General features: G+C 39.2%; 20 protein-coding genes. 9 read left to right on the top strand and 11 right to left on the bottom strand.

The window, feature by feature from the left end:
- Window positions 1-3 precede the first annotated feature (3 nt).
- From AAW12_RS06760 to AAW12_RS06775, 4 genes are all read right to left on the bottom strand, one after another.
- Window positions 4-1,008 (bottom strand): YihY/virulence factor BrkB family protein, encoded by a 1,005-nt coding sequence (locus AAW12_RS06760; protein WP_046672848.1) that lies wholly within the window; start codon window positions 1,006-1,008, stop codon window positions 4-6.
- Between the two features lie 65 nt (window positions 1,009-1,073).
- The gene (locus AAW12_RS06765) at window positions 1,074-2,354 is read right to left on the bottom strand and encodes a hypothetical protein (protein WP_046672849.1); all 1,281 of its coding nucleotides are present in this window, start codon (window positions 2,352-2,354) and stop codon (window positions 1,074-1,076) included.
- A gap of 311 nt (window positions 2,355-2,665) precedes the next feature.
- The gene (locus AAW12_RS06770) at window positions 2,666-3,298 is read right to left on the bottom strand and encodes a response regulator (RefSeq protein WP_046672850.1); all 633 of its coding nucleotides are present in this window, start codon (window positions 3,296-3,298) and stop codon (window positions 2,666-2,668) included.
- Between the two features lie 12 nt (window positions 3,299-3,310).
- Window positions 3,311-5,557, bottom strand: a complete 2,247-nt coding sequence (locus AAW12_RS06775; RefSeq protein ID WP_046672851.1) for a sensor histidine kinase — start codon at window positions 5,555-5,557, stop codon at window positions 3,311-3,313.
- Window positions 5,558-5,708: 151 nt separating this feature from the next.
- On the opposite strand from AAW12_RS06775, the gene AAW12_RS06780 reads away from it, so the two are divergent.
- A complete protein-coding gene (locus tag AAW12_RS06780) occupies window positions 5,709-6,038 on the top strand; it encodes a DMT family transporter (protein WP_046672852.1) in 330 nt (109 codons plus the stop codon).
- 53 nt (window positions 6,039-6,091) lie between these two features.
- Entirely contained in the window at window positions 6,092-7,390 is a 1,299-nt protein-coding gene (locus AAW12_RS06785; protein WP_046672853.1) for a DEAD/DEAH box helicase, read from the top strand.
- 140 nt (window positions 7,391-7,530) lie between these two features.
- On the opposite strand, the gene AAW12_RS06790 is transcribed toward AAW12_RS06785, so the two are convergent.
- From AAW12_RS06790 to recQ, 3 genes are all read right to left on the bottom strand, one after another.
- A complete protein-coding gene (locus tag AAW12_RS06790; RefSeq protein ID WP_046672854.1) occupies window positions 7,531-8,625 on the bottom strand; it encodes an SGNH/GDSL hydrolase family protein in 1,095 nt (364 codons plus the stop codon).
- Between the two features lie 84 nt (window positions 8,626-8,709).
- Window positions 8,710-9,525, bottom strand: coding sequence for a 3-deoxy-8-phosphooctulonate synthase (gene kdsA / locus AAW12_RS06795; protein ID WP_046672855.1), 816 nt, complete (start codon window positions 9,523-9,525; stop codon window positions 8,710-8,712).
- Window positions 9,526-9,540: 15 nt separating this feature from the next.
- Entirely contained in the window at window positions 9,541-11,730 is a 2,190-nt protein-coding gene (gene recQ, locus AAW12_RS06800) for a DNA helicase RecQ (protein ID WP_046672856.1), read from the bottom strand.
- Window positions 11,731-11,831: 101 nt separating this feature from the next.
- Between recQ and AAW12_RS06805 the strand changes: the two genes are divergently transcribed.
- The 4 genes from AAW12_RS06805 (at window position 11,832) to AAW12_RS06820 (ending at window position 15,024) form a co-directional block, all read left to right on the top strand.
- Window positions 11,832-12,797 (top strand): SIS domain-containing protein, encoded by a 966-nt coding sequence (locus tag AAW12_RS06805; protein ID WP_046672857.1) that lies wholly within the window; start codon window positions 11,832-11,834, stop codon window positions 12,795-12,797.
- Window positions 12,798-12,895: 98 nt separating this feature from the next.
- On the top strand, window positions 12,896-13,270 hold the full coding sequence (locus AAW12_RS06810; protein ID WP_046672858.1) for a DUF1573 domain-containing protein: 375 nt from the start codon (window positions 12,896-12,898) through the stop codon (window positions 13,268-13,270).
- A gap of 97 nt (window positions 13,271-13,367) precedes the next feature.
- Window positions 13,368-14,567 carry a pyridoxal phosphate-dependent aminotransferase gene (locus AAW12_RS06815; RefSeq protein WP_046672859.1) on the top strand — a complete coding sequence of 400 codons (1,200 nt, stop codon included), beginning with the start codon at window positions 13,368-13,370 and terminating at the stop codon, window positions 14,565-14,567.
- Window positions 14,568-14,730: 163 nt separating this feature from the next.
- Window positions 14,731-15,024, top strand: a complete 294-nt coding sequence (locus AAW12_RS06820) for a hypothetical protein (protein ID WP_046672860.1) — start codon at window positions 14,731-14,733, stop codon at window positions 15,022-15,024.
- Between the two features lie 52 nt (window positions 15,025-15,076).
- Here the strand turns inward: AAW12_RS06820 and cmk are convergent, their stop codons facing one another.
- Genes cmk through topA form a run of 3 tightly spaced genes read right to left on the bottom strand, consistent with a single transcriptional unit; the run spans window position 15,077 to window position 18,587 of the window.
- Entirely contained in the window at window positions 15,077-15,772 is a 696-nt protein-coding gene (gene cmk, locus AAW12_RS06825; RefSeq protein WP_046672861.1) for a (d)CMP kinase, read from the bottom strand.
- Window positions 15,772-16,185: a hypothetical protein gene (locus AAW12_RS06830; protein ID WP_046672862.1), complete on the bottom strand. Its 414-nt coding sequence runs from the start codon at window positions 16,183-16,185 to the stop codon at window positions 15,772-15,774. Before AAW12_RS06830 ends, cmk begins: the two co-directional genes overlap by 1 nt.
- 2 nt (window positions 16,186-16,187) lie before the next feature.
- A complete protein-coding gene (gene topA, locus AAW12_RS06835) occupies window positions 16,188-18,587 on the bottom strand; it encodes a type I DNA topoisomerase (protein ID WP_046672863.1) in 2,400 nt (799 codons plus the stop codon).
- Between the two features lie 378 nt (window positions 18,588-18,965).
- Here topA and AAW12_RS06840 point away from each other — a divergent pair, with 378 nt between their 5' ends.
- A complete protein-coding gene (locus AAW12_RS06840; protein ID WP_046672864.1) occupies window positions 18,966-19,880 on the top strand; it encodes a glycerophosphodiester phosphodiesterase family protein in 915 nt (304 codons plus the stop codon).
- Window positions 19,881-19,988: 108 nt separating this feature from the next.
- Here AAW12_RS06840 and AAW12_RS06845 read toward each other — a convergent pair whose 3' ends face one another.
- Complete coding sequence (locus AAW12_RS06845) at window positions 19,989-20,804, bottom strand: patatin-like phospholipase family protein (protein ID WP_046672865.1); 816 nt, start codon at window positions 20,802-20,804, stop codon at window positions 19,989-19,991.
- A gap of 110 nt (window positions 20,805-20,914) precedes the next feature.
- On the opposite strand from AAW12_RS06845, the gene AAW12_RS06850 reads away from it, so the two are divergent.
- Together AAW12_RS06850 and smc are read left to right on the top strand one after the other, a co-directional pair.
- A complete protein-coding gene (locus AAW12_RS06850; RefSeq protein ID WP_046672866.1) occupies window positions 20,915-21,619 on the top strand; it encodes a DsbA family oxidoreductase in 705 nt (234 codons plus the stop codon).
- Between the two features lie 69 nt (window positions 21,620-21,688).
- Window positions 21,689-25,231: a chromosome segregation protein SMC gene (smc, locus tag AAW12_RS06855; RefSeq protein ID WP_046672867.1), complete on the top strand. Its 3,543-nt coding sequence runs from the start codon at window positions 21,689-21,691 to the stop codon at window positions 25,229-25,231.
- The last annotated feature ends 624 nt before the right edge of the window (window positions 25,232-25,855 follow it).

Genomic DNA, 25,855 nt, shown 5'->3' on the forward strand with positions numbered 1-25,855 from the left:
TGTTTATGCTTTCTTGGGGGGGGGTGTATCCTCTTCGGTAATCGTCTGCTCCTCTTGTGTTAACGGGGCGGGAGGTATTTCGGTTACATTACGCTCAATTTCCTGCGTTTCAACATGCACGGCATATTGCGAGGGCTCAATAGGGATTCCCATTACCGTGGCATACTCCCTTGTGTATATTGCACCAAAATATAAAATAGCTGCTGTGTAGTAGACCCAAAGTAAGATCAACACAAATGAACCTGCCGCACCATAGGTATCTTGCGTTGCAGAATGCTCCAGATAGACTCCAATTAAATAACGTCCCAATACAAATAAAATTGACGTAAATAGGGCCCCCGCCCGTACGGTCCGCCAATGTATATTCACATCCGGAAGTGTTTTAAATATGACACTAAATAACAAGAATATAATTCCAAAAGACAGTGCAAAGTTAATCCCATCCATTAACATTACGGTCACGTCCGGAAAATAATGCTGTAGCTGATCTGTCAACGCCAATATCACACCATTTACGATGAGTGTAACGACTAATAAAAAGCCCAATCCAATCACCAAAGATGAAGACAACAATCTATCCTGAATCAATTTTAACCAGCCTTTTTTCGGCTTTGCCCTTACATGCCAAATTTTGTTAATCGAATTCTGTATATCGCCAAAAACGGTCGTTGCTCCTAAAACCAATGTAATAGTACTAATAAGCAAGGCCAGATTTGACTTTCCCGAAAGTTGTAAATTCTGAATAACTTCTTGAATCTGTTTTGCAGCGTTGCTTCCGACCAAACCGCGGAGTTCCAGGAATACTCTCCCTTCAATCGCATCCTCACCATAAAAAATTCCCGCTAAGGCAATGATTAAAACCAATATGGGACCAATGGAGAAGACAGTATAATAGGATAATGAAGCACTATACTTCATCGAATCCTCATTCAAAAATCCGGCGACCGTACTCTTTAAAATTCGCCAATAGGTTTTCACCTTACTTCTACTTTTAGTTCGTTTATCCATGTTTTTGTACTTTGTACTCCAAAACAAACCATTTAAAAGCGAATAAAGTTTGTAATTAGGGCGTTTTAATGCGAGTAGTCTGCTATGGTTCCCTGGAGAACCAAGCGATTGCGGTCTACAACTTTCAGACTCAGCGTAATGTCTGAAGCGATCGTTTTCAATAATAGAATCGGTGATATTTTAGCCTCATTTGGCCAATCCGCCAAATGTACTGCCACATGCGATAGCTCAACTGTCTTATTGTAAGCCACCTTAAGTTTATCAATATCCGTTGAGGTGGACAGTACACTAAATCCCTTATCTTGTTTTTGAAACCAGTGATAAAATAATTTACTGGGGAGGAATCTGCTTATGTTGTTATCGCCACGCATGGCTAATCTTACCTCAGGGACTTTCGTTTCGTAGGGTGTTTTCTCTTCGATCGTTTCGAAATTTTCGTCCACCGCATAATTAATAATGGTGTCTGTTTGAATGATTTTGTTTTTCAAAATTTCAATATCGACGTAATTTCCATCCAAATGTGCTATAATAGAATCAGCGGCAATAGGGAGTTCGCTAAAGAGTTGTTTTACCTGATTTTTAAGTCCATTATTGGGGATATTGATCCAAGCTTTACCAATGTAGTTTGTGGAAACCAGCTCTCTAACAACATATTCCTTCGGAAAGTTCCAATCTGTTGAGAAAAATTCGCCAGATACCTCGACATGGTCTCCTTTCAAGTCAAGTTCAATAAAATTATCTGTTGAAATATCACTATAACGCAGTGATTTACCGGTCAATGTGCTTGGACGGTTAATAAATTGTTCTATGGTAACCCAATCTTGTTTTGATTGAATTAGCTGAAGCATTTCGTTCTTTTTTGTGTCAAGATCAAAGCCTAGACTTATCAGCAGATCATCCCCTTTCCAAATAAAGGCGATTTTACCCGGTTGATGATAGGCATAGCTCACATCAGGAGCTAGATTAGTTTCTACCGCATCAACCTGTATCACATCCTTCATAAAGGTCAAAAATTGTTGTTTATCCTTTAGCTTGAAAAAAGCATAAAAGTTTTTTGAGTGGGGCTCCAAAGCAAAAAGAAATACATTCGCTTTGATATCAATTCCATTATCTCTCAGTTTACTTAGTTTTTTACCAAAATCCTGTCCCTCTTTCGGCGCTGACTGCCATTTATTAAAAAACTGATTCAACAGGATATCATCCAACGATACGGTCAACAGAGCTTTACTTTTTTTATGGACCAATGATTTATAGGATTCTTGCTGTCGCAGTATGTACCCACCCCAGGCGACAATCGCCAACAGTACGAGGACAGCTATCGTCCAAAGCATTATTTTTTTAATCATAACAATTGAATCAGTAATTTTTGGTAGTTTATCCTGTAAAGACCTATCTGACAGACCCCTCAACTAAAAAATCAGATTCCGCAGTATTGAGCTCCCGAAGAAAAACCTAGATTTGAAATTTTGTTCTGAAACCTATTCGATTTAAAATAGAGCAATGAATCAAAGGCTGAAACAATACCCTCTCTTAAAAGAGCGTAAACACCAGATTTCAGCAATGCACTTGATACCTCCCATTTTAAATCAATAATAGCAAAAGTATCAAATGCATAGGGATCTTTTCATCCCTGAAATCAGGGAATTGGGGAATCTAATTAGGTCTCCCGGATTAATCCGTATTCTATAGCGGATTTTACTGCAGCAGTAACACTTTTGGTTTGAAATTTTTCCATTAGATTTTTGCGATGGCTCTCTACCGTATGTGAACTGATGAACAATGAATCGGCAATTTGGTTTGTTGTCATTCCTTGCGCCACGAAAGTAAGCACTTCTCTCTCACGACGTGTCAATTTTGGCACCTGCTTAAGCCCCATTTCCACTTTCTTGTTCAGGATCGCCTGCGTTTTCTCACAGAGATACCTTTTGCCGACAAGAACAGCGGAAATGGCCGCAAGTATTTCATCACCGTTTGCATTTTTCTGTAAGTAGGCATTGGCACCTTCATTTAAAATACTGTTGATTACAGCAAATTCATTGTGAACGCTAAAGGCAATAATTTTTAAATCCTTGTTGCTTTCCTTCAAGCCTTTAACCAGATCAATACCGTTAGCATCCGGCAGGTTGATATCGAGCAGCAATACCAATGGCATATCAGCAGGAATACGATGGAACAGTTCAGTCGCACTGGAATACATGCCCACGACTTCAAAATCTTCATGTGCATTTATAATGTTTTTCAATCCCTCAAGTAGCAAAGGGTGATCGTCTGTAATCGCTATTTTAATCATTTTTCCAAAAAGTTAAATCATGGGTAATTCCAATTCTATGGTTGTACCCCCTCCTTTCTCCGACACAACCTTCATTTCCCCATGTAGAAACGAAAGTCTTGATCGCACATTATGCATTCCCGCAGAATGCTGCAAATCGACACTTTCCATATCAAAACCCTTGCCATCATCTTCAATAGTAATATGTAAACGTTTATTATGTGAAGAAAGCTGTATTAAAATGTTGGCCGCATTAGCATGTTTCAACGCGTTATTCACCAATTCTTGAATAATTCTGTACAAAGAAATTTCCTGTTCCGTGCTTAAGGTTGATTCAAATTGTAAAAATTCACATTCTACTTGACATGTCGATTGACTCATTCGGTTTGCATAGTCTCTTAAAGTTTCTTTCAAACCATATTTTACAATTAAATCTGGCATAAGATTATGTGCAAGTCGGCGAAGTTCATCTACAGCCCCATCCAGCAACTCAATACTTCGATCGATACCTTCTTTCATGGATTCCTGCTCCAATACATTTTTATTGATGGCTGATAATCCCATTTTGGTACTTGACAGCAAACCTCCTAATCCATCATGCAGGTCGCGAGCAAGACGGGTACGCTCTTTCTCTTCCCCCGCCAACATTGCAGTCAGGTTTTTAATGGCATGTTGTTGATTATTCTTTTCCATCTCCAGCTCATGCAAATACTCCTTCTGTTTCAAGGCCTTTGAACGTTGCCAATATGCATAAAACAGCAAAACAATAACAACCAAACAACTGACAAACAACCAGATATAAATTGAATTCATTCGTGATTTAAAGGCAATTTGCTTTTTTGACACATCAAGTTCTTGCAAGCGCTGTTCATTTTCTAGTTGGCTTAATTGCAAATCCTGTTCCTTTTTATCCCGTTCAAGTTGGAGTACCTTGAGCTGTTGTGTTCGATTGAGTTCATTTAATTTCAAATTCTCCACCAGTTGATGTTGTCTATCGTTCAAAGCTTTCATCAACTTTATTTGTTGTTCCTTTTTTTCTCCCTCCAGTCGAAGCCGCATTAATTTCTGGTTTTGTAATTCTCGCTCAAACTTCAGCTCCAGTTGTTTGGTCTTGTCCAGTTTATCCGAATTAAATGCTTTTTCAAATACATCTATATAGCTTTTTTGATAATTGAAAGCCTCTTCATATTTACCTTCTTCAACGCTTACTTCAGCCAGTCTGCTAAATAGGCTTAACCCGACTTGATAATCGTAATGGGGCTCTCTTTGAAGATTGTACAGTGCCTGTTGCAGATATTTTTTTCCTTCCTCTCGATGCCCCGCTTTGAAAGATTCATCAGCGAGGATACCGTAGGCAGGTATAGTAATAGCATATTGCCCCGTTTCTGCTGCAATATTTAAGGCCTGTTTCGCATATGATATTGCTTTTTTACCGCTATTGTCCGGATAAAACTCATGGTACAGATTCGCTAAATTAACAGAAACATACGCTAGATCAGTCGGATTAACCAAATTCTTCTCATTATCTTTAACCAAATGATAGGCCTCAAGGTAATGATGCTCGGCTTTATTCAATAAATTGCGATCGGTATTATTTGATCTATACTCCTCCTCAAATAAATAACCGGCTTGCATATAGGCATCAAATAAACTATTGATATTTTTTCCTTCCTTAGCCGTTTCCAGCAAAAGTGTTGTATACTTCTCCTGGAAATCATAGTTACGCTGATTTGCATAGATCGCTGTAAGCTCCTTATAAACAGCCAATTTTCGGGCGATATTTGCCTCAGTCTGTGGCGCCTTCTCCAAAAATGAAATTGCTTTATGGAATTGGGAAACAGCCTCATCCTCTTTATTCTGTCGTGTCATAACCCACCCATCACAATAATGAACATACCCCTTTATTCCATTATCGTTAACTATGGGGAGTACAGATTTAGCATGTTCTAAATAATAACGTGATTTTTCAAATGCATGATCGTTAAAACTGTTCATGGCAGCAATACAATTCAAATAGGCATAATATTGCTTGTCAGGATAATTTCTGGCCAACTGAATATTATCATTAAGCAATTGACTAGCCAGCGCTTTCTCATTATTAAAATATAAAGCCTGTGCATATTTTCCAGTTAGTACAAAACGCTCCCTGCTCCCTAATGGAAGACTGTAATACGATTTTTTTAACTCCTGCAGTTGTTCTTGGGCAAAAACAGTACAACAGGCGCTTAAAAAGATAAAAAATATCAGTACCGATCTCCAAAAATTTTGAATATGCCCCATAAAAAATAAATGCTCTAGCTATGTGAATTGGCCAAACTTAGATAAATTTACCCTTATACGCAATTCATTATCTCTAAGATAACGTAACTTCTCGCTGTTATTGACCTCATTAACCAAAACTTATCAAATTAAAAATTGTACCTTTGTAACAATGAAGTACATCTATCTTTTTCTTGCCATAGCCGCTGAGATATTTGCAACCACTTTCCTAAAGAAATCTGCAGGTTTTACGCTTATAAAGCCTACCCTGATCTGTATTGTCGGTTATATCATTGCCTTCTATTTTTTAAGTATCACACTTAAATACCTGCCGGTAGGAATATCCTATGCAATTTGGTCTGGCGTTGGTATTGTAGCCATTACGCTGATTGGTATGTTCTTATTCAAACAGGTTCCCGATACAGCAGCTATTATCGGCATGGTTTTGATTGTCGTTGGCGTCATTATTATTAATCTCTTTTCAAAAATGGGCGCACATTAGCTGATCTAAGATCTAAATTTGTATTTTTGTAACTTACATAAATAAAAGGATACGTGTCGTTAGAGAAACTAAAACTTAGCAAAAGATTGACTGCTACGATGACCGAACTCGGTTATCTGGCTCCAAAGGAAATTCAAAGTAGATGCATTTCCAGAATTCTTGGTGGACAGGATGTGATTGCCATCGCTCCGGAAGGTGCTGGTAAAACCACAACTTATGTGTTATCTACCTTGATGAAGTTGAAATTCACAACAGATGAAGCTCCGAAGTTTTTGATCTTGGCGCCAAATGAAGAACGTATCGACGAAATTGTTGAGAAATTCTACCAATTAAGCAAAAATAAAGGTCTTCGTATCATCGGATTGCGGGCTTCAGGCAGCATGGAAGAGGAAATCGAAGAACTAGTTGACGGCAAGGACATTGTTGTGGCAACGCCAAATCGCGCGAGAGCCATTTACCTTAAGTTGGCATTGAATCTCAATCGTATTCAGACATTAATTATCGACGACGCCGAAGAGATTATCAAACAGGGTATGCAAAATCCTGTACGCGAACTGGCAGAAAGCTGTGGCAAAGTACAACATTTAATATTTAGTACTGTCGAACATCAAAAACTTTACGACATGGTCGACAATTACATGAATGAAGATTATGCCGTTATCGAGGTTGATGAACTTGAGAATGACCACGTGGACACCCTAGATCTATTATTATATCATGTACCTAATTTCACCACAAAGATCAATCTATTGAATCTTCTACTTCAAGATAAGGAGGTATTTCAAAAAGTAGTCGTCTTTGTAAACTCAAAACTTACAGCCCAAAAACTCGCCGGCAGTCTATTTGCTACTAATAAAGAAGAAATTGCTATCCTCAATCCATTGTTCTACGATGATTTTGGCTATGAGACGATGGAAGATTTCAAGGATAATATCCAATCTCGGGTCTTAATAATTGCACGGGAAAATACAAACGATGTTGACCTTTCCGCTGTTCCATTCATTTTTCAATTTGAGTTACCGAATGAAAAGGAAGAATTCTTAAATCATCTTGTTAAAAATGAGGAAAATGAAGAAACTGTCGTCCTTACTTTCACAACAGATCTGGAATTACCCATGGTTAAAAAAATAGAACAGGCCGTCGGTAAAAGAATGGATGTTTTGGAACTGCCTGAGGATCTTGTAATCTATAATCCCATCACCGACAAAAAGAAAAAGTCGAGCAAGGAGGAAGATAAAGAAGATCTTTCCCGAGGTGGCGCATTCCACCAAAAGAAAGAAAGCAATGCCAAAACCTTTAATTATGGCGGTGGCGAAAAGGCAAAAATGACCATGAAAATGAAAAAGAAATAAAAAAGGGAAGTTTAAAACTTCCCTTTTTTAAATAACAGCATGCTGTTATCATTTTATCAACAAATCCCTTTCATACACAATTTCCCTTCGATGAGGTAAATTCGAAATACTGCTATGGTGAAGTCCTTGTTGACTGTAGTTTATTTGAGAATTTTCTTCAACAATCTAATATACGCATTTGCGATTCTTTCCATACCTTGATCATTTGGATGAGCGTAGTCAACGGTCGAATTCAGATCCAGATTAAGGTCTTGACTCGACAATAAGAAAAGCCGACGGATTCCTTTTGATTGTAATTTTTCAAAAGTCGCCTTCAGCACACGGCTACTTTGCTGGTATTCCGCATTTTTATCTTCATTAAAGACTTCGGCTATGCTCCCCGAACTATGCTGTGTCAAAATAATGGGTGTCGTCGGATGTTCTTTTCTTAAAAATGTCACCGCATTGACCAACAGTGAATCCAATTGCTTTTCTGTTAGCGACTTTGAAATAGCAAGATTAGGAATACAATCCAACACATAACAGGCAGCATCTACACTATTCATCACATTCAAAATCGGTTGTTCCAATCGACCGTTACCAGAAAAGCATAAGTTGATCATTTCATGGTCGAACGCACGTCCCACTTGGTTGGTCCAAGCTAAGCCTGGGCGACTGGTGCAGGCCCCCTGTCCAATCGAGGTTCCATACACAACAATAGGTTTGGCTGCTGTGGTATGGGTATACGTTAATTTAGCGGTATTTGGCACCCCAATCTTTAACCACTTAACCGTATTGTATAGCGGAAGATATAAGCGGTAATTAAATTTTCCATTGCGCCCTATATTCTTCCATGTATAAGAAATGGTATCCGAAAAATCATAATTGCCATAAGCCCATTTCCATTCCTTGTTTACAGTATCATAAGCATAAAGATCCAGCCCACTGACACCTGTTGTAGGCATATGGGGCATATTTAAACCGCCAGCAACCTGGTATTGAACCTTAATCTCAGACGAAGTAGTTTGAAAGTCAATATAGAATCCCGCACTATTCTTCCCCAGTTCCCACACAGGTTTACGTACTTGACTTTCCAGTTCATCCGGAAGCCTGTTGAAGGCTGAAAGCTTCTGATTCTCCAGCCTACCTTCCACATGCTTATCTTCTAGTGGAGAAAACCAACTATAATTCTCCTGCGCTTTGATGGCAGAAAAAGACAACAGCAAAAACGCTGTCAACGCAACTTTTGAGAACATACAATAATTTAGCTTTAAGTTTGATCGAATTGATTATAAAAAAGGAGCCTATTGGCTCCTTTCTATTGCGATTTATTTATTATACTATAAAATAGCTTGTCTAACTCGGACCAGTTTTTCCATCAAGCCTTCAAGTAAATCCAAATGTAACATATTGGCGCCATCAGATTTCGCATTTGCCGGATCAGGATGTGTTTCTATAAACAGGCCGTCGGCTCCCACCGCGATTGCAGCTTTGGCTATTGTTTCAATTAATGCTGGTTTCCCTCCTGTTACGCCGGAAGTTTGATTCGGTTGTTGCAGGGAATGTGTGCAGTCCATCACAGTGGGCACGTTAAAAGAACGCATTTCGGGGATCCCGCGATAATCTACAATGAGATCCTGATAGCCGAACGTATTGCCACGATCAGTTAAAAAAACCTTCTCATTTCCAGATTCCACGATCTTATCCACTGCAAATTTCATAGATCCGGCGCTCAAAAACTGACCTTTCTTTACATTGACCACCTTGTTTGTTTTTGCCGCCGCAACCAATAAGTCAGTCTGTCTGCACAAAAATGCCGGAATTTGAAGAACGTCAACGTATGCGGCTGCCATTTCCGCCTCATGGCTCTCATGGATATCCGTCACCGTAGGTACACCAAAAGTTTTCCCAACTTTCTCTAAAATCTTCAGCGCCTTCTCATCACCTATTCCCATAAATGAATCTAGGCGGGATCTATTGGCCTTACGGTAGGATCCCTTGAAAATGTAAGGAATATTTAGTTTATCTGTAATTGTAACAATCTTTTCAGCAATACGCAAAGCGATTTCCTCTCCCTCAATTGCACATGGCCCCGCCATTAAAAAGAAATTCTGCGATGTCCCATTCTTTATTTCGGGAATGTATTTATTAATCATATAATTATAAAAAAATTAATTACCAAGCTCTGATAAAAATTTGATTCGCATCAATTGAAGATCTTCGTAACTATAATCATCTCCTCCAAGTTCTTTAAGCGCATCATTAATTGAATCAGTCTCAGCTGTCTTAAAATAGTCATATACTTCATCCTGACGATCTTCATCAATAATCTCGTCAATAAAATAATTGATATTGATTTTTGTACCTGCGTTTACAATCGTCTCGATTTCCTTCAATATTTCCTCATAAGTTATCCCCTTAGCGGAAGCAATATCATCCAAGGCAATTTTACGATCAATATTTTGAATAATAGATACCTTTAATGCCGATTTATTAGCTGTACTTTTAATGACAAGATCTACAGGTCTGTCGATTTCGTTTTCCTCAACGTAGTCTTTAATCAAGGCAATAAACGGTGCGCCAAATTTAATCGCTTTCCCATTCCCTACTCCCTGAATCTGTTTTAATTCATCGATGGCAATTGGATAATGTGTACACATTTCCTCCAGCGAAGGATCTTGAAAAATGACGAACGGTGGCAACGACTTGCTTTTTGCAATTTTCTTGCGTAGATCTTTAAGCATACCCAACAACACGGTATCTAAGGCTCCTGTGCCGTGGCCAGTATCTTCCGAATTTGCGGTATCTCCCCCTTCAATTGGACGGTTCAGCACAAATTTTAGCTGATAAGGATTATCCAAATAATGGCGGCCAATAGCTGTCAATTTTAAAAGGCCATAATGATCAATATCTTTTTCGATAAAGTTATCAAGCACTGCCTGCCTCAGCAAGGATTTCCAATAGATAACACCTTTATCTTTGCCCTTTCCGAAAAGACGATGTTCGTCATGTTTATAAGCGGATACAGGTTGGTTATTCTGACCGATCATAACATTCATCACGTGGTGGTCATCAAATTTTTCACCCTGCTCCTGAATAAAGCCCAATACATCTTTTAATGCATCTTCGGCCTCAAAATATTCTTTTTCCGAACGGCAGTTATCGCACATATTATTACAGCCCTGCTCGTCAAAATTTTCTCCAAAATAATGAAGGATCTGTTTACGACGACATACTGCAGACTCCGAATAATCAATAACTTCTTTTAAAATCTGTGTACCAATCTCACGTTCGGCCACAGGTTTATCTTTCATGAACTTGGTCAGCTTTTCGACATCTTTTTCCGAATAAAAAGCCAAGCAATAACCATCGCCCCCATCACGTCCCGCACGTCCAGTTTCCTGATAGTATCCCTCCATGGATTTAGGAATATCATGGTGAATCACGTAGCGAACATCAGGTTTGTCTATTCCCATACCAAAAGCAATTGTAGCCACAATTACTTCGACATCCTCCATCAAAAATTTATCCTGTGTATCAGCTCTTGTTTTGGCGTCTAAACCCGCGTGGTAAGGTAAAGCTTTGATGCCATTTAGGTTCAATACCTCACTGATTTCTTCTACCTTTTTACGGCTCAAACAATACACAATGCCCGTCTTACCCGATTTGGTTTTGATAAAACGTACAATTTCTTTTACGACATCCTTTTTAGGTCTTACCTCGTAATATAAGTTGCTACGATTAAATGAAGACTTAAATAAAACAGCATCAGTCATCTGCAAATTTTTACGAATGTCGGACTGAACTTTAGGCGTTGCTGTCGCAGTAAGCGCAATAATGGGAATATCAGCCCCTATTTCATTAATGACCTGGCGTATTTTACGATATTCTGGTCTAAAATCGTGTCCCCATTCGGAAATACAGTGTGCTTCGTCAACCGCCACAAACGACACGGTGATTTGGTGTAAGAATTCCAAATTATCTTGCTTCGCCAGAGATTCTGGAGCGACATACAGCAATTTGGTCTTCCCGGCGATTACATCATCCTTAACCTTCGTAATTTCGCTCTTATTCAATGACGAATTTAAAAAATGAGCGATACTATCTTCGCCACCGAATGCACGAAGCTGATCTACTTGGTTTTTCATTAAAGCAATCAACGGCGAAATAACAATTGCAGTCCCCTCACTCATGAGTGCAGGAAGTTGATAGCAAATTGATTTCCCCCCTCCGGTCGGCATAATTACAAACGTGTCTCTCCGTTGAAGAATACTGGTTATAATTGCCTCTTGATCCCCCTTAAAAGTATCAAAACCAAAAAAATCTTGTAAATTGTCGAAAAGTGATTTTTCTATTTCCATTGCGCCTTGGGCAAAAATAAGATAGATAAATGAAGAAATAATCTTGAAAAATAATCTATTTTTGCAATCTATTCTAATACATAAAAGTAAGAGTATTTTTTGTGAAAAACAACTACGAAATAAAAAATATAGCTATTCAAGCTATTCAAGAAGAAGCCAAGGCAGTAGCTGCTTTAGCTCAATATATTGATGATGATTTTGTTACCGTTGTCGATCGTATTCTTAATCTGCAGGGCCGAGTTATTGTAACCGGGATTGGTAAAAGTGCTATTATCGCTCAAAAAATAGTTGCAACACTAAATTCGACAGGCACACCATCGATCTTTATGCATGCAGCTGATGCCATTCATGGCGATCTTGGTATCATCCAACAAAATGATTTAATTATTGCCATCTCCAAAAGTGGAAATACACCTGAGATTAAAGTACTTGTTCCCTTTTTAAAACAGACAAAGAATACGTTGGTTGCTTTGGTTGGAAATACAGATTCCTACCTCGCTAAAAATGCAGACTATATTTTAAATACTACTGTTGAGAAAGAAGCTTGTCCTAACAACCTTGCACCAACTTCAAGTACAACTGCTCAGTTAGCAATGGGTGATGCCCTTGCCGTCGTATTACAAGAGTGCCGCGATTTTACGGATCAAGATTTTGCAAAATACCATCCAGGGGGAGCATTAGGCAAAAAACTCTACTTAAGAGTCGGCGATCTATCCGATCAGAACGGCAAACCCAGTGTCAAACAACAAGCTACTGTAAGTGATATTATCATCACCATAACACAGTTCAGACTGGGCGCTGTCGCCGTGTTGGATGATAACCATATACTCGGTATCATTACAGATGGTGATATCCGTCGTATGTTGGAGAAACACACCGATTTGGCGAAAATTACTGCCGCCGATATCATGGGAAAATCTCCGAAAATTATCGATAAAAATGAATTGGCCGCCAATGCGCTCCATATTATGCGTGAAAATAACATTACGCAACTATTGGTTTCCGACAAAGGGAATTACGCGGGTGTCATCCACATACAGGACCTATTGAAAGAAGGCATAATATAACTGTAATAAAGTTGTTAGATCTACAATAAATCGGGAATAAATATTAAATTTGGCATATCAGTTGTACTATTTTAATCGTAAAGTAATATTTTAGAAGCATGAAAAAGTATATAACAATCTTAGCAGTGATCATTTCCTTTATTGGTTTTTCTTCGATGCAAACAGGACAAGGGGAATTTAAATTCGAAAAAGAGACACATGATTTTGGCAAAATTCCGGCCGGTACACCCGTTTCGTATAATTTTAAGTTTTCAAACACAGGCAGTGAGCCAATTATCATTTCCAATGTTGTACCAACCTGCGGATGTTCTGTAGCGGAATTTACGAAAACGCCAATTAAACCAGGCGACAGTGGTACGATTAAAGTGACTTACAATGCCGCAGCAAAAGCGCCCTTCACAAAGAGCTTCACGGTGCAGTCCAATACTAAGACTCCTGTAAAAACGCTATACATTAAGGGTATTGTAGAATAACAATTCCCGTAGATAAAACGAAAAAAGCCACATGATGATGTGGCTTTTTTCGTTTTATTTTGGTTAGCTTTGCACTACTAATTTTAAAAAAACTATAATGCCAGTAATATCAGAAAAAGGGCTGAATATGCCTGCGTCGCCTATTAGAAAGTTGACGCCATATGCTGATCAAGCAAAAAAAGAAGGTAAAAAGATATATCACCTCAATATCGGACAACCTGATATCCAAACACCTGAAGTGATGCTTAATGCGTTGAAAAATATACAGTTCAAAGTGTGGGCCTACACACCTTCTGAAGGTACAGCCTCTTACCGAAACAAGTTAGCAGAATATTATAATAAGCTAAATTATAATATCGAGCCGACAGATATATTAGTAACAAATGGTGGTTCGGAAGCGATTATGATCGCTATGCAAGCCTGTTTGAATGAAGGCGAAGAGATCATCATTCCAGAGCCATTTTATGCAAATTACAATGGTTTTGCTTGTTCCTCCGATGTGGTAATCAAACCAATCATGTCCTATATTGAAAGTGGATTTGCATTACCTTCTATCGCCGAATTTGAAAAGGTAATTACCGCTAAAACCAAAGCAATCTGCATCTGTAATCCAAATAACCCTACGGGTTATCTTTATTCCAAAGAAGAACTCGAAGCTCTTCGTGAACTTTGTCTAAAATATGATCTTTACCTTTTCTCAGATGAGGCCTATCGTGAGTTTTGTTACGATGGCAGAGCGTTTATCTCACCAATGCATTTAGCAGGTCTCGAAAATAATGTCGTTATTTTTGATACAGTATCAAAACGTTACTCCGCTTGTGGTGCGCGTATTGGATGTATCATTACCAAAAATAAAGAACTATATCAGACAGCACTGAAATTTGCACAAGCGCGCTTAAGCCCATCCTTAGAAGGACAAATAGCGGGTGAAGCTGCTGTTGATACACCAGACAGTTACTTCGAGGCGGTATCCAAAGAATATACAGCAAGAAGAGATACCCTTGTAAAAGGACTCAATGCCATTGAAGGAGTTTACTCTCCTAACCCGGGTGGCGCATTTTACGTCGTAGCCAAATTACCCATTGACAATGCAGATAAATTCTGTCAATGGATGTTGGAAGAGTTCTCTTACAATAACGAAACAGTTATGATGGCTCCAGCTACGGGCTTTTATAGTACGGAGGGTGCTGGAGTAAATGAAGTTCGCCTGGCCTATGTACTGAATCAGGATGATCTTAAAAGCGCTTTAGTTTGCTTAGAGAAAGCACTCCAAGTGTATCCGGGACGCACAAATTAGCAATAAAATAACAGCACTTATGAAAGGCGGGACATGCGTGTTCCGCCTTTTTCTTTTCCATCGTTGCTTATCATACCCCCTATTCTATTACCCTTTATTAAAAAAAAACAAAACAAAGTTTTGAAGCATCTTGTTCTTATAATAGTAACAAAAGCGATTTCATATGGATAAATTGAAGAAATTCCAATTAATGGAAAAAATAGCAAGAGAATTAGAAGATGTCAGAAATAGCCAACAAGCTGTGTTGGAAAAAATAGGCAAAATCGAGGTTGATAACATTGAACTCGGCGATAAAAATATCGAAAAAACAATTCCCGATATCTATCAGCGTACAGCAGATAATTCAGATGCTATTAAAGCTCTTCTAGAATCTTTTCAAGATGAGACAGCAGAGTTTGGAGAAAAAAACAATATTGGAAAATTACTGGAACAACAACAAATTAACAGTATAAAATAATGATATTGCAAACACAAAGAAGGCCGATTAAATAATCGGCCTTCTTTGTGTTTTATGATTGGGCTTTTGCAGCCTTAGCTTTTAAATACTCTTCTTCAACAAAATGGAGCTGTTGTTCTGGTGTCAGATTAGAATTATCCAAAACAATCGCATCTTCCGCTTGTCGTAATGGACTCTCAGCACGGGTACTGTCGATACGGTCACGGGTTGCAAGATTTTCCACGACTTCTTCCAGCGTCACATCCTCCCCTTTTTCCGTCAACTCCAGATAACGTCGCGCAGCACGAACTTTAGGATCTGCCGTCATAAAAATCTTCAGATCAGCATCTGGAAAAACAGTAGTACCGATATCACGGCCATCCATAATAATATTTCGTCTACTACCCAATTTTTGCTGCTGGGCAACCATAGCAACCCGGACAGCTTTAATTGCACTCACATCACTGACTTTATCAGAAATATACATCTGACGGATCTCTTCCGAAATATCCTCATCATTTAGATGGATCTCCGTCTTTATTGCATTTGGGATAAAATCAATATGGATATCTTTTAGTGCGCTTTCGATCGCTTCTTGATCATCCAGCGCTATTTTATGCCGGATAAAATAGAGTGTGACGGCCCTATACATGGCTCCACTATCAATAAAGGCAAACTTCAGTTTTTTAGCCAAAGCCTTTGCCAGTGTACTTTTACCGCAGGAGGAAAAACCATCTATGGCGATAATAAAGTTGTGACGTCCACTCATTATTCGTTTCCTCCTATGATTACACCTGGACGATTGACCAAAGGGACCTTAGTAAGATTACCATCCACAATGCTTTCAGGTAAAAAGATATATTTTTTATCGTAAATAATGTTATCAATATAAAAGCTCAGCCAATATTCATTTGTGAGCCCGAATACCTGTTCATCAATCGCTTCAACACGATCAAAAGATTTAGCTTCTATATTACCAATAAAATGACGCAAAGTCGTTGTTGTTACTTGTCGGCCATCCTTTTCGCCATAACCTTTTGAGCTGATCAGTACATTCTGAATAGCAATGTTCTTGTCGTTGATAACATAGACAGTCCAGTTTTTTGTCTCCACCGTCTCACCTTCCAAAACAACGGCGATCATAATGTCTTTGACAATATTTTCAGGCAAATCTGCTTTCATCCTTATTTAGACTTTGTAGTTTTTTTAGCTGGAGCCTTCTTTGCAGTCGCTTTTTTTGCTACAGTTTTCTTTTCTGTTGTTTTTGCTTTAGTTGCTTTTCCTTTTGGCGCATCCGCCTCAGCCCATTTCAGCACATCCGCATATGTGATTTTTTCAATCTCGGTTCCTTTAGGGATTTTCAGATTTTGCTTGCCAAAACGAATAAACGGTCCCCAGCGTCCCTGTTCAATCTGAGCATCCGGATTTTCATCAAAAACCCGAATAACTTTTTCGATATCTTTCTGACGTTTGTCTTTGATAATCTGTACAGCCTCTTCTTCTGTCACATCCAATGGGTCAACACCTTTTGGTAGTGAATAGAAGGCCGAATTGTGACGGATATAAGGTCCAAATCGTCCCACTGCAACCGTCATTTCCTTATCTTCAAATAAACCTACTTTTTTCGGTAATTTGAACAATTCCATGGCATCCTCAAAAGTAATGGTTTCAATCATCTGTCCCTTACGCAAGGAAGCAAAACGAGGCTTTTCTTCATCATCAGGAGAGCCAATCTGTACCAATGGACCGAATTTACCAATGCGAACCGAAACGGGCTTACCAGATACTGGATCGACACCGAGCTCACGCTCATTATTCGCACGATCTGCATTGACTAAAGTATCTTCTACCTCAGAATGAAAAGGCCCATAGAAATCATGCAACATTTTCGTCCATTCGGTCAGTCCATGCGCGATATCGTCAAACTCTTTTTCTACGTTGGCAGTAAAATGAAAATCCACAATACCGTTGAAGTGTTCAACCAAAAAATCATTCACCACAACACCAATATCTGTAGGGAACATTTTTCCTTTTTCGGCACCAGTGATTTCGGTTTTTGTTACTGCTGTTATTTCAGTATCCTTTAATGTTAGTACACGGTAATCGCGCGATTTACCTTCACGCTCTTCCTTGATGACATACCCGCGGTTTTGAATGGTTGAAATCGTAGGTGCGTAGGTTGAAGGACGGCCAATACCCAATTCCTCTAATTTTTTCACCAAGGCAGCTTCCGTATAACGTGCTGGAGGTCGGGTAAAACGCTCTGTCGCCGACATGTTTTTCAACGTTAATGGCATACCAACGGCTAATGGTGGAAGAATAGCATTGTCACTATCCTCGTCCATCGCGTTGTCTTGATCGTCATCCAAGGATTCCATGTAAACTTTCAAGAATCCATCAAATTTCATCACCTCTCCCGAAGCATTCAGATCTTCAGTACGGGTTGAGATGTCGATCTTTGCCAATGTACGTTCAAACTCCGCTTCACTCATTTGAGAAGCAATTGCTCTTTTCCAAATAAGCTCGTATAATCTTTTTTCGGATGCATCGCCATCGATAGTGTGCTCAGAGAAATAAGTAGGACGAATAGCTTCGTGCGCCTCTTGTGCACCCGATGTTTTTGTTTTATATTTTCTGACCTTATGATACTGGTTACCATAAGCCGATTTGATTTCCTTTTCAGCAGCCTCAATCGCCGTATCACTCAAATTAACAGAATCGGTACGCATATAGGTAATTCGTCCTGATTCATACAGCCTTTGAGCCACCTGCATGGTGCGGGCAACCGAAAATCCAAGTTTCCGGCTTGCTTCCTGCTGTAATGTTGATGTTGTAAATGGCGCTGCCGGTGAACGCTTCGCAGGTTTTGTTTCGAGATTCTTTACAGAAAAAAGCGCTGCTTTACAATCCTCCAAAAATTTGGTTGCCTCTGCCTCTGTTGCAAAACGTTGCGGAAGCTCGGCTTTAAAACTATCTTTAACTTTTCCCGTATGAAAAAAAGCAACGATCTTAAAAGCCGCTTCGGGTTCAAATTTATTGATTTCACGTTCACGATCTACAATCAGACGAACCGCAACAGACTGCACGCGCCCAGCAGATAAAGAAGGTTTCACCTTTTTCCATAGAACCGGAGACAATTCAAATCCGACTAATCGATCTAACACCCTTCGCGCTTGTTGTGCATTTACAAGGTTATAATCTATTTTACGCGGGTTATCAATAGCCTTCAAAATAGCTGGCTTTGTAATCTCATGAAACACAATTCTTTTTGTGCTTTCATCTTTTAATCCCAAAGTCTCAAATAAATGCCATGAAATAGCCTCTCCTTCGCGGTCCTCATCGGACGCTAACCAAACGGTTTCTGCAGCTTTAGCCAATTTCTTTAGTTCACTTACAACCGCCTTTTTGTCGGATGGAACTTCATACTTTTGTTCAAAATTCTTTTCGGTATCAATTGCATCATCGGTTTTCACCAAGTCGCGAATATGTCCATAACTTGACTTAACCAAAAAATCCTTTCCTAAATACCCTTCTATCGTTTTCGCTTTCGCCGGAGACTCAACTATCAATAAATTTTTCGCCATCTAATTTGAGATTTGTGCAAATAAAGGGAATTCTGAAAGGAATGACAATAATTTCTTGCAAAAAAGACAAAAAAAATAGATTTCATGTCGACAATTAAGAAATTTATCCCATGACAAAGAAGCACGTAACGGGCTCCTGGTCGGCACAGAAACGCTGTCACATCAAAGTAATTTGCCCATTAAATTACTTTGTATCCCTCAATTTCAGACCAAAACAAATTCATTTAACTTTATTCGGTTTCGAATTCACCTTCATAAAGTTGCAAAATCAGGTATTCGAAACAGTTAAAATACGTAAAAGCAAAATATATATGTATATTCGCTTATTCAAAAGGGCAATATATAACAACTCCGCTATTTTGTTTAAATATTTTAATAATGAAAAGAAGTCTTCTCAGAATTGCCTTTTGGGGCACGTTATTACCATTTGCATCTTGTTCAGTTATGAAAGATTCAGCAAAATCAACTTCAGACAATTTCCCTAAACTTAGCCTGGAAGCACATCGCGGTGGCCGCGGGCTATACCCTGAAGAGTCTATCGCAGCCATGAAAAATGCAATAGATTTTGCAAAGGTGACCACACTGGAAATGGATTGTCATATTACCAAAGACCGTAAGGTTGTTGTCTTTCACGACGATTACCTTAACCCGAAGTTTGTATTGAAACCCAATGGCACCGAAATTTCTGACAAGGACAAACCGTTGAGAATTTACGATATGCTTTATAAAGATCTGGTTAAGTACGATATCGGATCGAAATTTTACAAAGAGTTTCCTGAACAAAAAAAACAGGTTACACGTATAGCAAAACTAGCAGACCTTATTGATAGTACTGAAGCCTACGCAAATCTAAAAAGGAAAGCGCCGATGTTTTACAATATCGAAGTGAAAAGTAAGGAAGATAAAGATGGCATTTTCCATCCAAGGGTTGAAGAATTTGTGGATCTTATGGTACAGGTAATCACCGATAAAAAAATTGCTGCGCGAACCGTTATTCAATCGTTTGATAGCAGAGCTATTAACTATCTGCACAAAGCGTATCCTCAAATCAAAGTTTCTTATCTTATTGATGCAAACCATACAAAAAGTGTTGAGCAAACAATTGCAGCTTTGGGTTTCACGCCTTTTATTATAAGTCCGCATTATAAAATAGTAACAAGCGATTATGTCAAGCAGTGTCACAAAGCTGGTATCAAGGTCATTCCTTGGACAGTCAATACGAAAGAAGAAATCGAGCAACTAAAAGCCGTGAAAGTTGATGGCATTATTAGCGATTACCCCAATTTGTTTTAACAAATACTTCGCATGGTTCGCTTAGAATAAAAATATCAGTTTCAGTGTAACTCAATGCCAGAGAAACCAAGTACAGCCAAAGCAAAGTAGTCCCTTGATCGTCCTAAACTACTTTGCTTTGGCTTTGTTTTTTAATGCTTTGTCAATATATTCCCGCCCCTTCTGGACCAAAAATTCAGACCGATGATAATCCCAAAGGTTACAGATATTATAGGGAATGTCCACCACCACATCGGGCCGGTATAAATCAACAATCATACGGCTCATTTTCCTGCGCATCACATAGTATGACGCTTGGAGTATATCCAACGAATTCGAAGTCCTTGTATCCAGTTTTTTGATAACAGAATATTGTTTATCGGGTTTAGATTCCAGATTAACCGCTATGATTAGGTTCTCTTTCTTGGTGACATGATTTATAGGCAATGGATTGAGTACCCCGCCATCAACATAGACATGGTTGTCGTCTTCTACAGCTGTAAACACCGCGGGAATGGCAATCGAGGCCCGAATGGCATCATACATACTTCCAAAGTCCAGCACAACCTCCTTTTCGTAGTTTAGATCTGTCGCAACGGCTTTAAACAAAATAGGGAAAGTCTCAATATTAGCATCCGGAATCACAGATTTCAAGGCGTTAAACACCTTGATCCCCTTCATCATCCCCAGTCCCTTCCAGCTAAAATCCATCATATTAAAGACCGATTTCTTCGTCAGGCGCTGCATCCATTCTTCCAGAACATCCATCTTCCCCTGTGCATAGATACCACCGACAAGCGCTCCTATTGAACAACCTACCACCTCATCGATTTCGTAGCCCAGCTCTTCAAGACGTCGAATAATACCAATATGCACCAGGCCTCTTGCACCACCCCCGCCCAGAACAAGGGTAACTTTACGATTCAAAAAAGCATTCTCCACCATAGTTTTACAAGTACTTGAAACACTTGTTTACATCCAAGCAACAATGTAAACAGATAATCATCGTTATTATATGTATTTTTGATTACAATATACGCAGTAAAAAAAGAAATATGAAAATAGAAATTTGGTCGGACATCATTTGTCCTTTTTGTTATATTGGCCTGACAAAGCTTGAACTAGCTCTTCAGGAGTCCACAAGTAAGCCATCCGCTGAAATCATCTGGAAATCGTATCAGCTTAACCCCGATTATCCCCAAGATGCTCCGGCAATGCCAACCTACGATTACCTCGTTCAAACGAAAGGCATGAGTATGGACGATGTCGTTGCGATGACCTCACAGCTCAGTGCACAAGGAAAAGAGCTGGGTATTGATCTGAACTTTGAAAAAGCAATCGTTGTAAATACAAAAAAAGCACATCGTCTGATCCATTTTGCCCAAGCGCAACAAAAAGGCACTCAGATCAAGAAAGCCTTATTTAAAGCTCATTTTACGGATGGTCTTGATGTAAATAACAACGAGGTGCTCAGCACGATTGCTGCGCAAGAGCATCTTTCCGCTCAGGAGGTAAAAAACTTATTGGAATCTGATGAATATGCTTATGATGTTGCACAGGATATTCAAGAAGGTGTCAGCTTAGGACTCCGAGGTGTCCCTTTCTTTGTATTTGACAGAAAATATGCTATCCCCGGAGCACAGCCCATGGAAGTCTTTCACAACACCATAAATGAATGCTTGGCCAGTCAGCCAACACCGCTTGAACGCAGAGGCGAAGAAGGCCCTTCATGTGATCCTGAAACAGGAAAATGTGAATAAAGAAAGGAAAAATTATTGTTTAATTTTACTATTTTCGCAAGCTTATAACGACAAACAAATTTGGTATAAATGCAGTTAACCAAACTAGAAATTAAAGGATTTAAAAGTTTCGGAGACAAGATCACGATCAACTTCAATGATGGTGTCACAGCGATTGTTGGCCCCAATGGATGTGGGAAGTCCAATGTTGTCGACGCCATACGCTGGGTGCTGGGAGAGCAGAGCACAAAGATGCTTCGCTCCGATAAGATGGAAAATATTATCTTCAATGGAACGAAAAATAGAAAACCGGCAAACCTTGCAGAGGTCTCGCTGACCTTCAACAACAACAATAATATTTTGCCAACGGAATTCTCGACAGTGACCGTCACGCGGAAGCTGTTTCGCAACGGCGATAGTGAATATCGATTGAATGATGTCAAATGTCGTTTAAAAGATATCACAGATCTGTTCCTGGATACCGGTGTAGGGGCCGACAGCTATTCGATTATCGAATTGAAAATGATCGATGAAATTATCAACAACAAAGATAATTCACGTCGCAACCTCTTCGAAGAAGCATCTGGAATCTCTAAGTATAAAGTTCGTAAAAAACAGACTTTAGCAAAGCTGAGAGATACTGAGGCCGATCTTAGCCGTGTGGATGACTTGCTTTACGAAATCACAAAGAACCTCAAATCATTAGAAAATCAAGCTAAAAAAGCTGAAAAATATACCTCACTTAAAGCAGAATACCGCCAGAGCAGTATAGATTTGGCTTATTATAAAATAGCAGATTTCTCGACTGAATTGGAAAGACTTCAGACACAAGAATCCAAGGTTCAGAAAGATGCTGCCAATGCACATCAAAATATCCTGAATGCGGAAACTGAACTCCAATCACTCCGCCAGACAAATTTGGAACAGGAAAAAAACCTTTCGGTACAGCAAAAAACAACGCAGGAATTTGTCAATAAAATCCGAGGTTATGAATCGGAAAAGAAGATCAAAAACGAAAAAGTCAAAAATCTTCAAGATAAAGAGAACCGGTTGAACCTCGATATCAACAGCGATAAACAACAGCTTAATCACGTACTCTACACCATCAAACGACTGAATGAGGAATTGTTTGATGAACAAAATAAACTCGATTCGTTAAAAACGAATCTTGAATCGGATAAATCCGAAGTCGACGAACTGAGAGGACAGCAACAATCGGCAAAAGGAAAGCTTGATATTTTTAATAAGAGTAATGCTGAATTACAGGCAAAAATCTACAAATTAGAAAAAGATCTTGCCGTATTTACCATTCAGAAAGAAGCCCTCCTCCAAGAATCTGTTCGCAATAGTGTAGATACAGAAGCAAAAGAAGCCGAATTGCAGCAGTTTAATTCTGCTGTTACTGAACTGGAAGGCCGTGTGGAAGCACAGCAGCTACAGTATGACTCTGCAAACCAGCTGGAAGAAGAGCTCCAAGGACAGATCAGTCAGTGCCAGGCAAACCTAGAAGAACTTAAGGCCCAGCTTGCCAAAGATCTCCGTCTGGTAGATGCCAAACAAAACGAATACAACCTCACAAAATCTCTTGTTGATAATTTAGAAGGTTTCCCCGATTCCATTCGGTTCCTCAAGAAAAATGCAGGATGGAAAAAGCAACCTCCGCTCCTATCAGATGTCCTTTTCTGTCAGGAAGATTATCGCGTGGCTATTGAGAACTATCTAGAGCCTATTATGAACCACTATGTTGTCGAAACACAACAAGATGCTGTTCAAGCAATTCAGCTATTGAGCGATGCCGCAAAAGGAAGAGCTAATTTCTTTGTTTTAGATGCCATAGCACATTCGCCAAGCGCTACCCCTGCACCAAATGACAATTTGATGTCTGCGTTGGATGTGATTACCGTAGACGAAAAGTACAAGGCTTTATGTACGATGCTCCTGCAGCAGGTCTTTATCCTTAAACATGACAATGAAAAAGAACTGGATGAAAAGCTACCTGCTCTGGGGCAGGTGATTCTCCAAAAAAATGGACGTTATTCGAAACATCATTTGGGTCTTTCTGGTGGTTCCGTGGGATTATTTGAGGGCAAACGTATCGGAAGAGCGAAAAACCTCGAAGTGTTATCCCAAGAGATCAAAACCTTAAATCAGGAAATAGCAAAACTTGAAGATAAAATAACGGCCGAAACAGCTCGCTTGGATGTACTACGCGGCAATTCGCAGAAAGAGTTAATTGATGAGCTTCGTTTTCAGCTCAATAGACTGAATAATGAATTAATTACTGTCAAAACAAAGCAAGAGCAATATCAAGCCTTCATCAATAACTCCCAGGCCCGTAAAAAAGATATTCAGGAGAAAATTGAAAGTATAGAATCAGATTTAAGGATTGCCGAGCCACAGCTTCAGGAGCTGCGCCAGGAAAAAGAACAGAGTATCGCCGAATTATCGACTTTACAGGATCAATTCCATGAAATAGCTGAAATACTTAACGAAAAATCGACCGCATACAACCAAGAGAATATCGCTTACCACCAACAGTTAAACAAAGTTTCCAATATCACAAAAGATCTCGAATTTAGAGAGACGCAGAAAGATGACCACGAACTCCGTCTGGAGCGAAACAGTGCAGAATTAGTTGAAGTGCAAGAAGCGTTAAGAACAACCATTCCATTTGAAGATGAAGAAGATCAGGATCTTATTGCCATGTATGAGCAGAAGATTGCTTTAGAAGATGGTCTTAAAGAATTGGAAGACAAGTACTATGCAGATAAGCAGAAAATCAATAATCTCGAAGATGCCCTGACACAGCAGCGTCGCTCAAAAGAGCAGAGTGACTTTCTTATTTCAGAGATCAAAGATAAAAAAACAGGTCTGCAGATCGACCTCAATGCCTTAAAAGAACGCCTTTCCGTTGAATTCAACATCGAATTGAAAGACTTAATTGACCGTGAAGATGCGCCTGAGATCACAGAAGATCAAGCGACATTGGCAACCAAATGCAGCAAACTCAAGAAACAGCTTGATGAATTTGGAACGATCAATCTGATGGCAAAAGAGGCTTTTGACGAGATGAACGAACGCTATGATTTCATTAATAAAGAGAAAGCTGATTTAATTGAAGCAAAAGGATCCTTGATGGCAACAATAAAAGAAATTGACGATACCGCTCAGGTTCAGTTTATGTTTACATTTGATGCTGTGAGGAATAACTTCGTTAAAGTATTCCGTTCCCTATTTAACGAAGAAGACAGCTGCGACCTGGTACTCACAGACCCGAACAATCCGCTGGATTCAGATATCGACATTATTGCAAGGCCCAAAGGGAAAAGGCCGCTGTCTATCAATCAGCTTTCGGGTGGTGAAAAGACCTTGACTTCAACAGCTTTGTTATTTTCACTCTATCTTTCTAAACCGGCACCATTTTGTATCTTCGATGAGGTGGACGCTCCTTTAGATGATACAAATATTGATAAGTTCAACAATATTATCCGGGATTTTTCGAAAAATTCACAATTTATCGTGGTCTCACACAATAAGAAAACGATTGCAAGTACAGACATCATCTATGGAGTAACCATGGTGGAACAAGGTGTATCCCGTGTAGTAGCAGTAGATCTAAGAGAAGTTGCCTAGAGCGTAACAAAATACACAATAAATAAGACGGACCGGATGTACATCTGGTCCGTCTTATTTTATATATATCAATTTAAATTCCGCCCCACTTTAATGAGACTGTTTACTGCAACAAACAGTGAATTCCTCTGAGCTTATTTCATGTCGCAGATCAATATAAGGATGGAGAGCAGGCAGCTGATTCCCCCAATAAATAAACCGACTGATAACCAAACGGGCCCGCTACTAATCCCGCCAATGCCCCTGCCATTCGTAGAGGCAAATCCACCAATGCAACACAAGCTCCAAGTGCTGTACCACGCATCTGTAATGCAACTTTTTTAACAGCCAGCACACCCCCACAACTATATTTCGAGTACAAATATGCCACGGATCAAAAAGCGAAACATTGACTCAAGTCAAAAAAAGCCTTTAAGTCGAAAATGGGACCTGAAAAATAAAAAGCCCAGAGTGGGGAACTCTGAGCTTTCGTTAGCCATATATTAACCTATTTTATGAAAAGTATTTGTAATGAAAACGTCGCATTTTTGAATTCATTATAAGAATAGTTGCCATTTAACATTTTTTAACATTTATAATACACTAGGATGTACTTAATTAAACGGGAGCAGAATCGTATTTTTC

It is taken from the genome of Sphingobacterium sp. Ag1 (assembly GCF_000988325.1).
Taxonomy (GTDB): Bacteria; Bacteroidota; Bacteroidia; order Sphingobacteriales; family Sphingobacteriaceae; genus Sphingobacterium.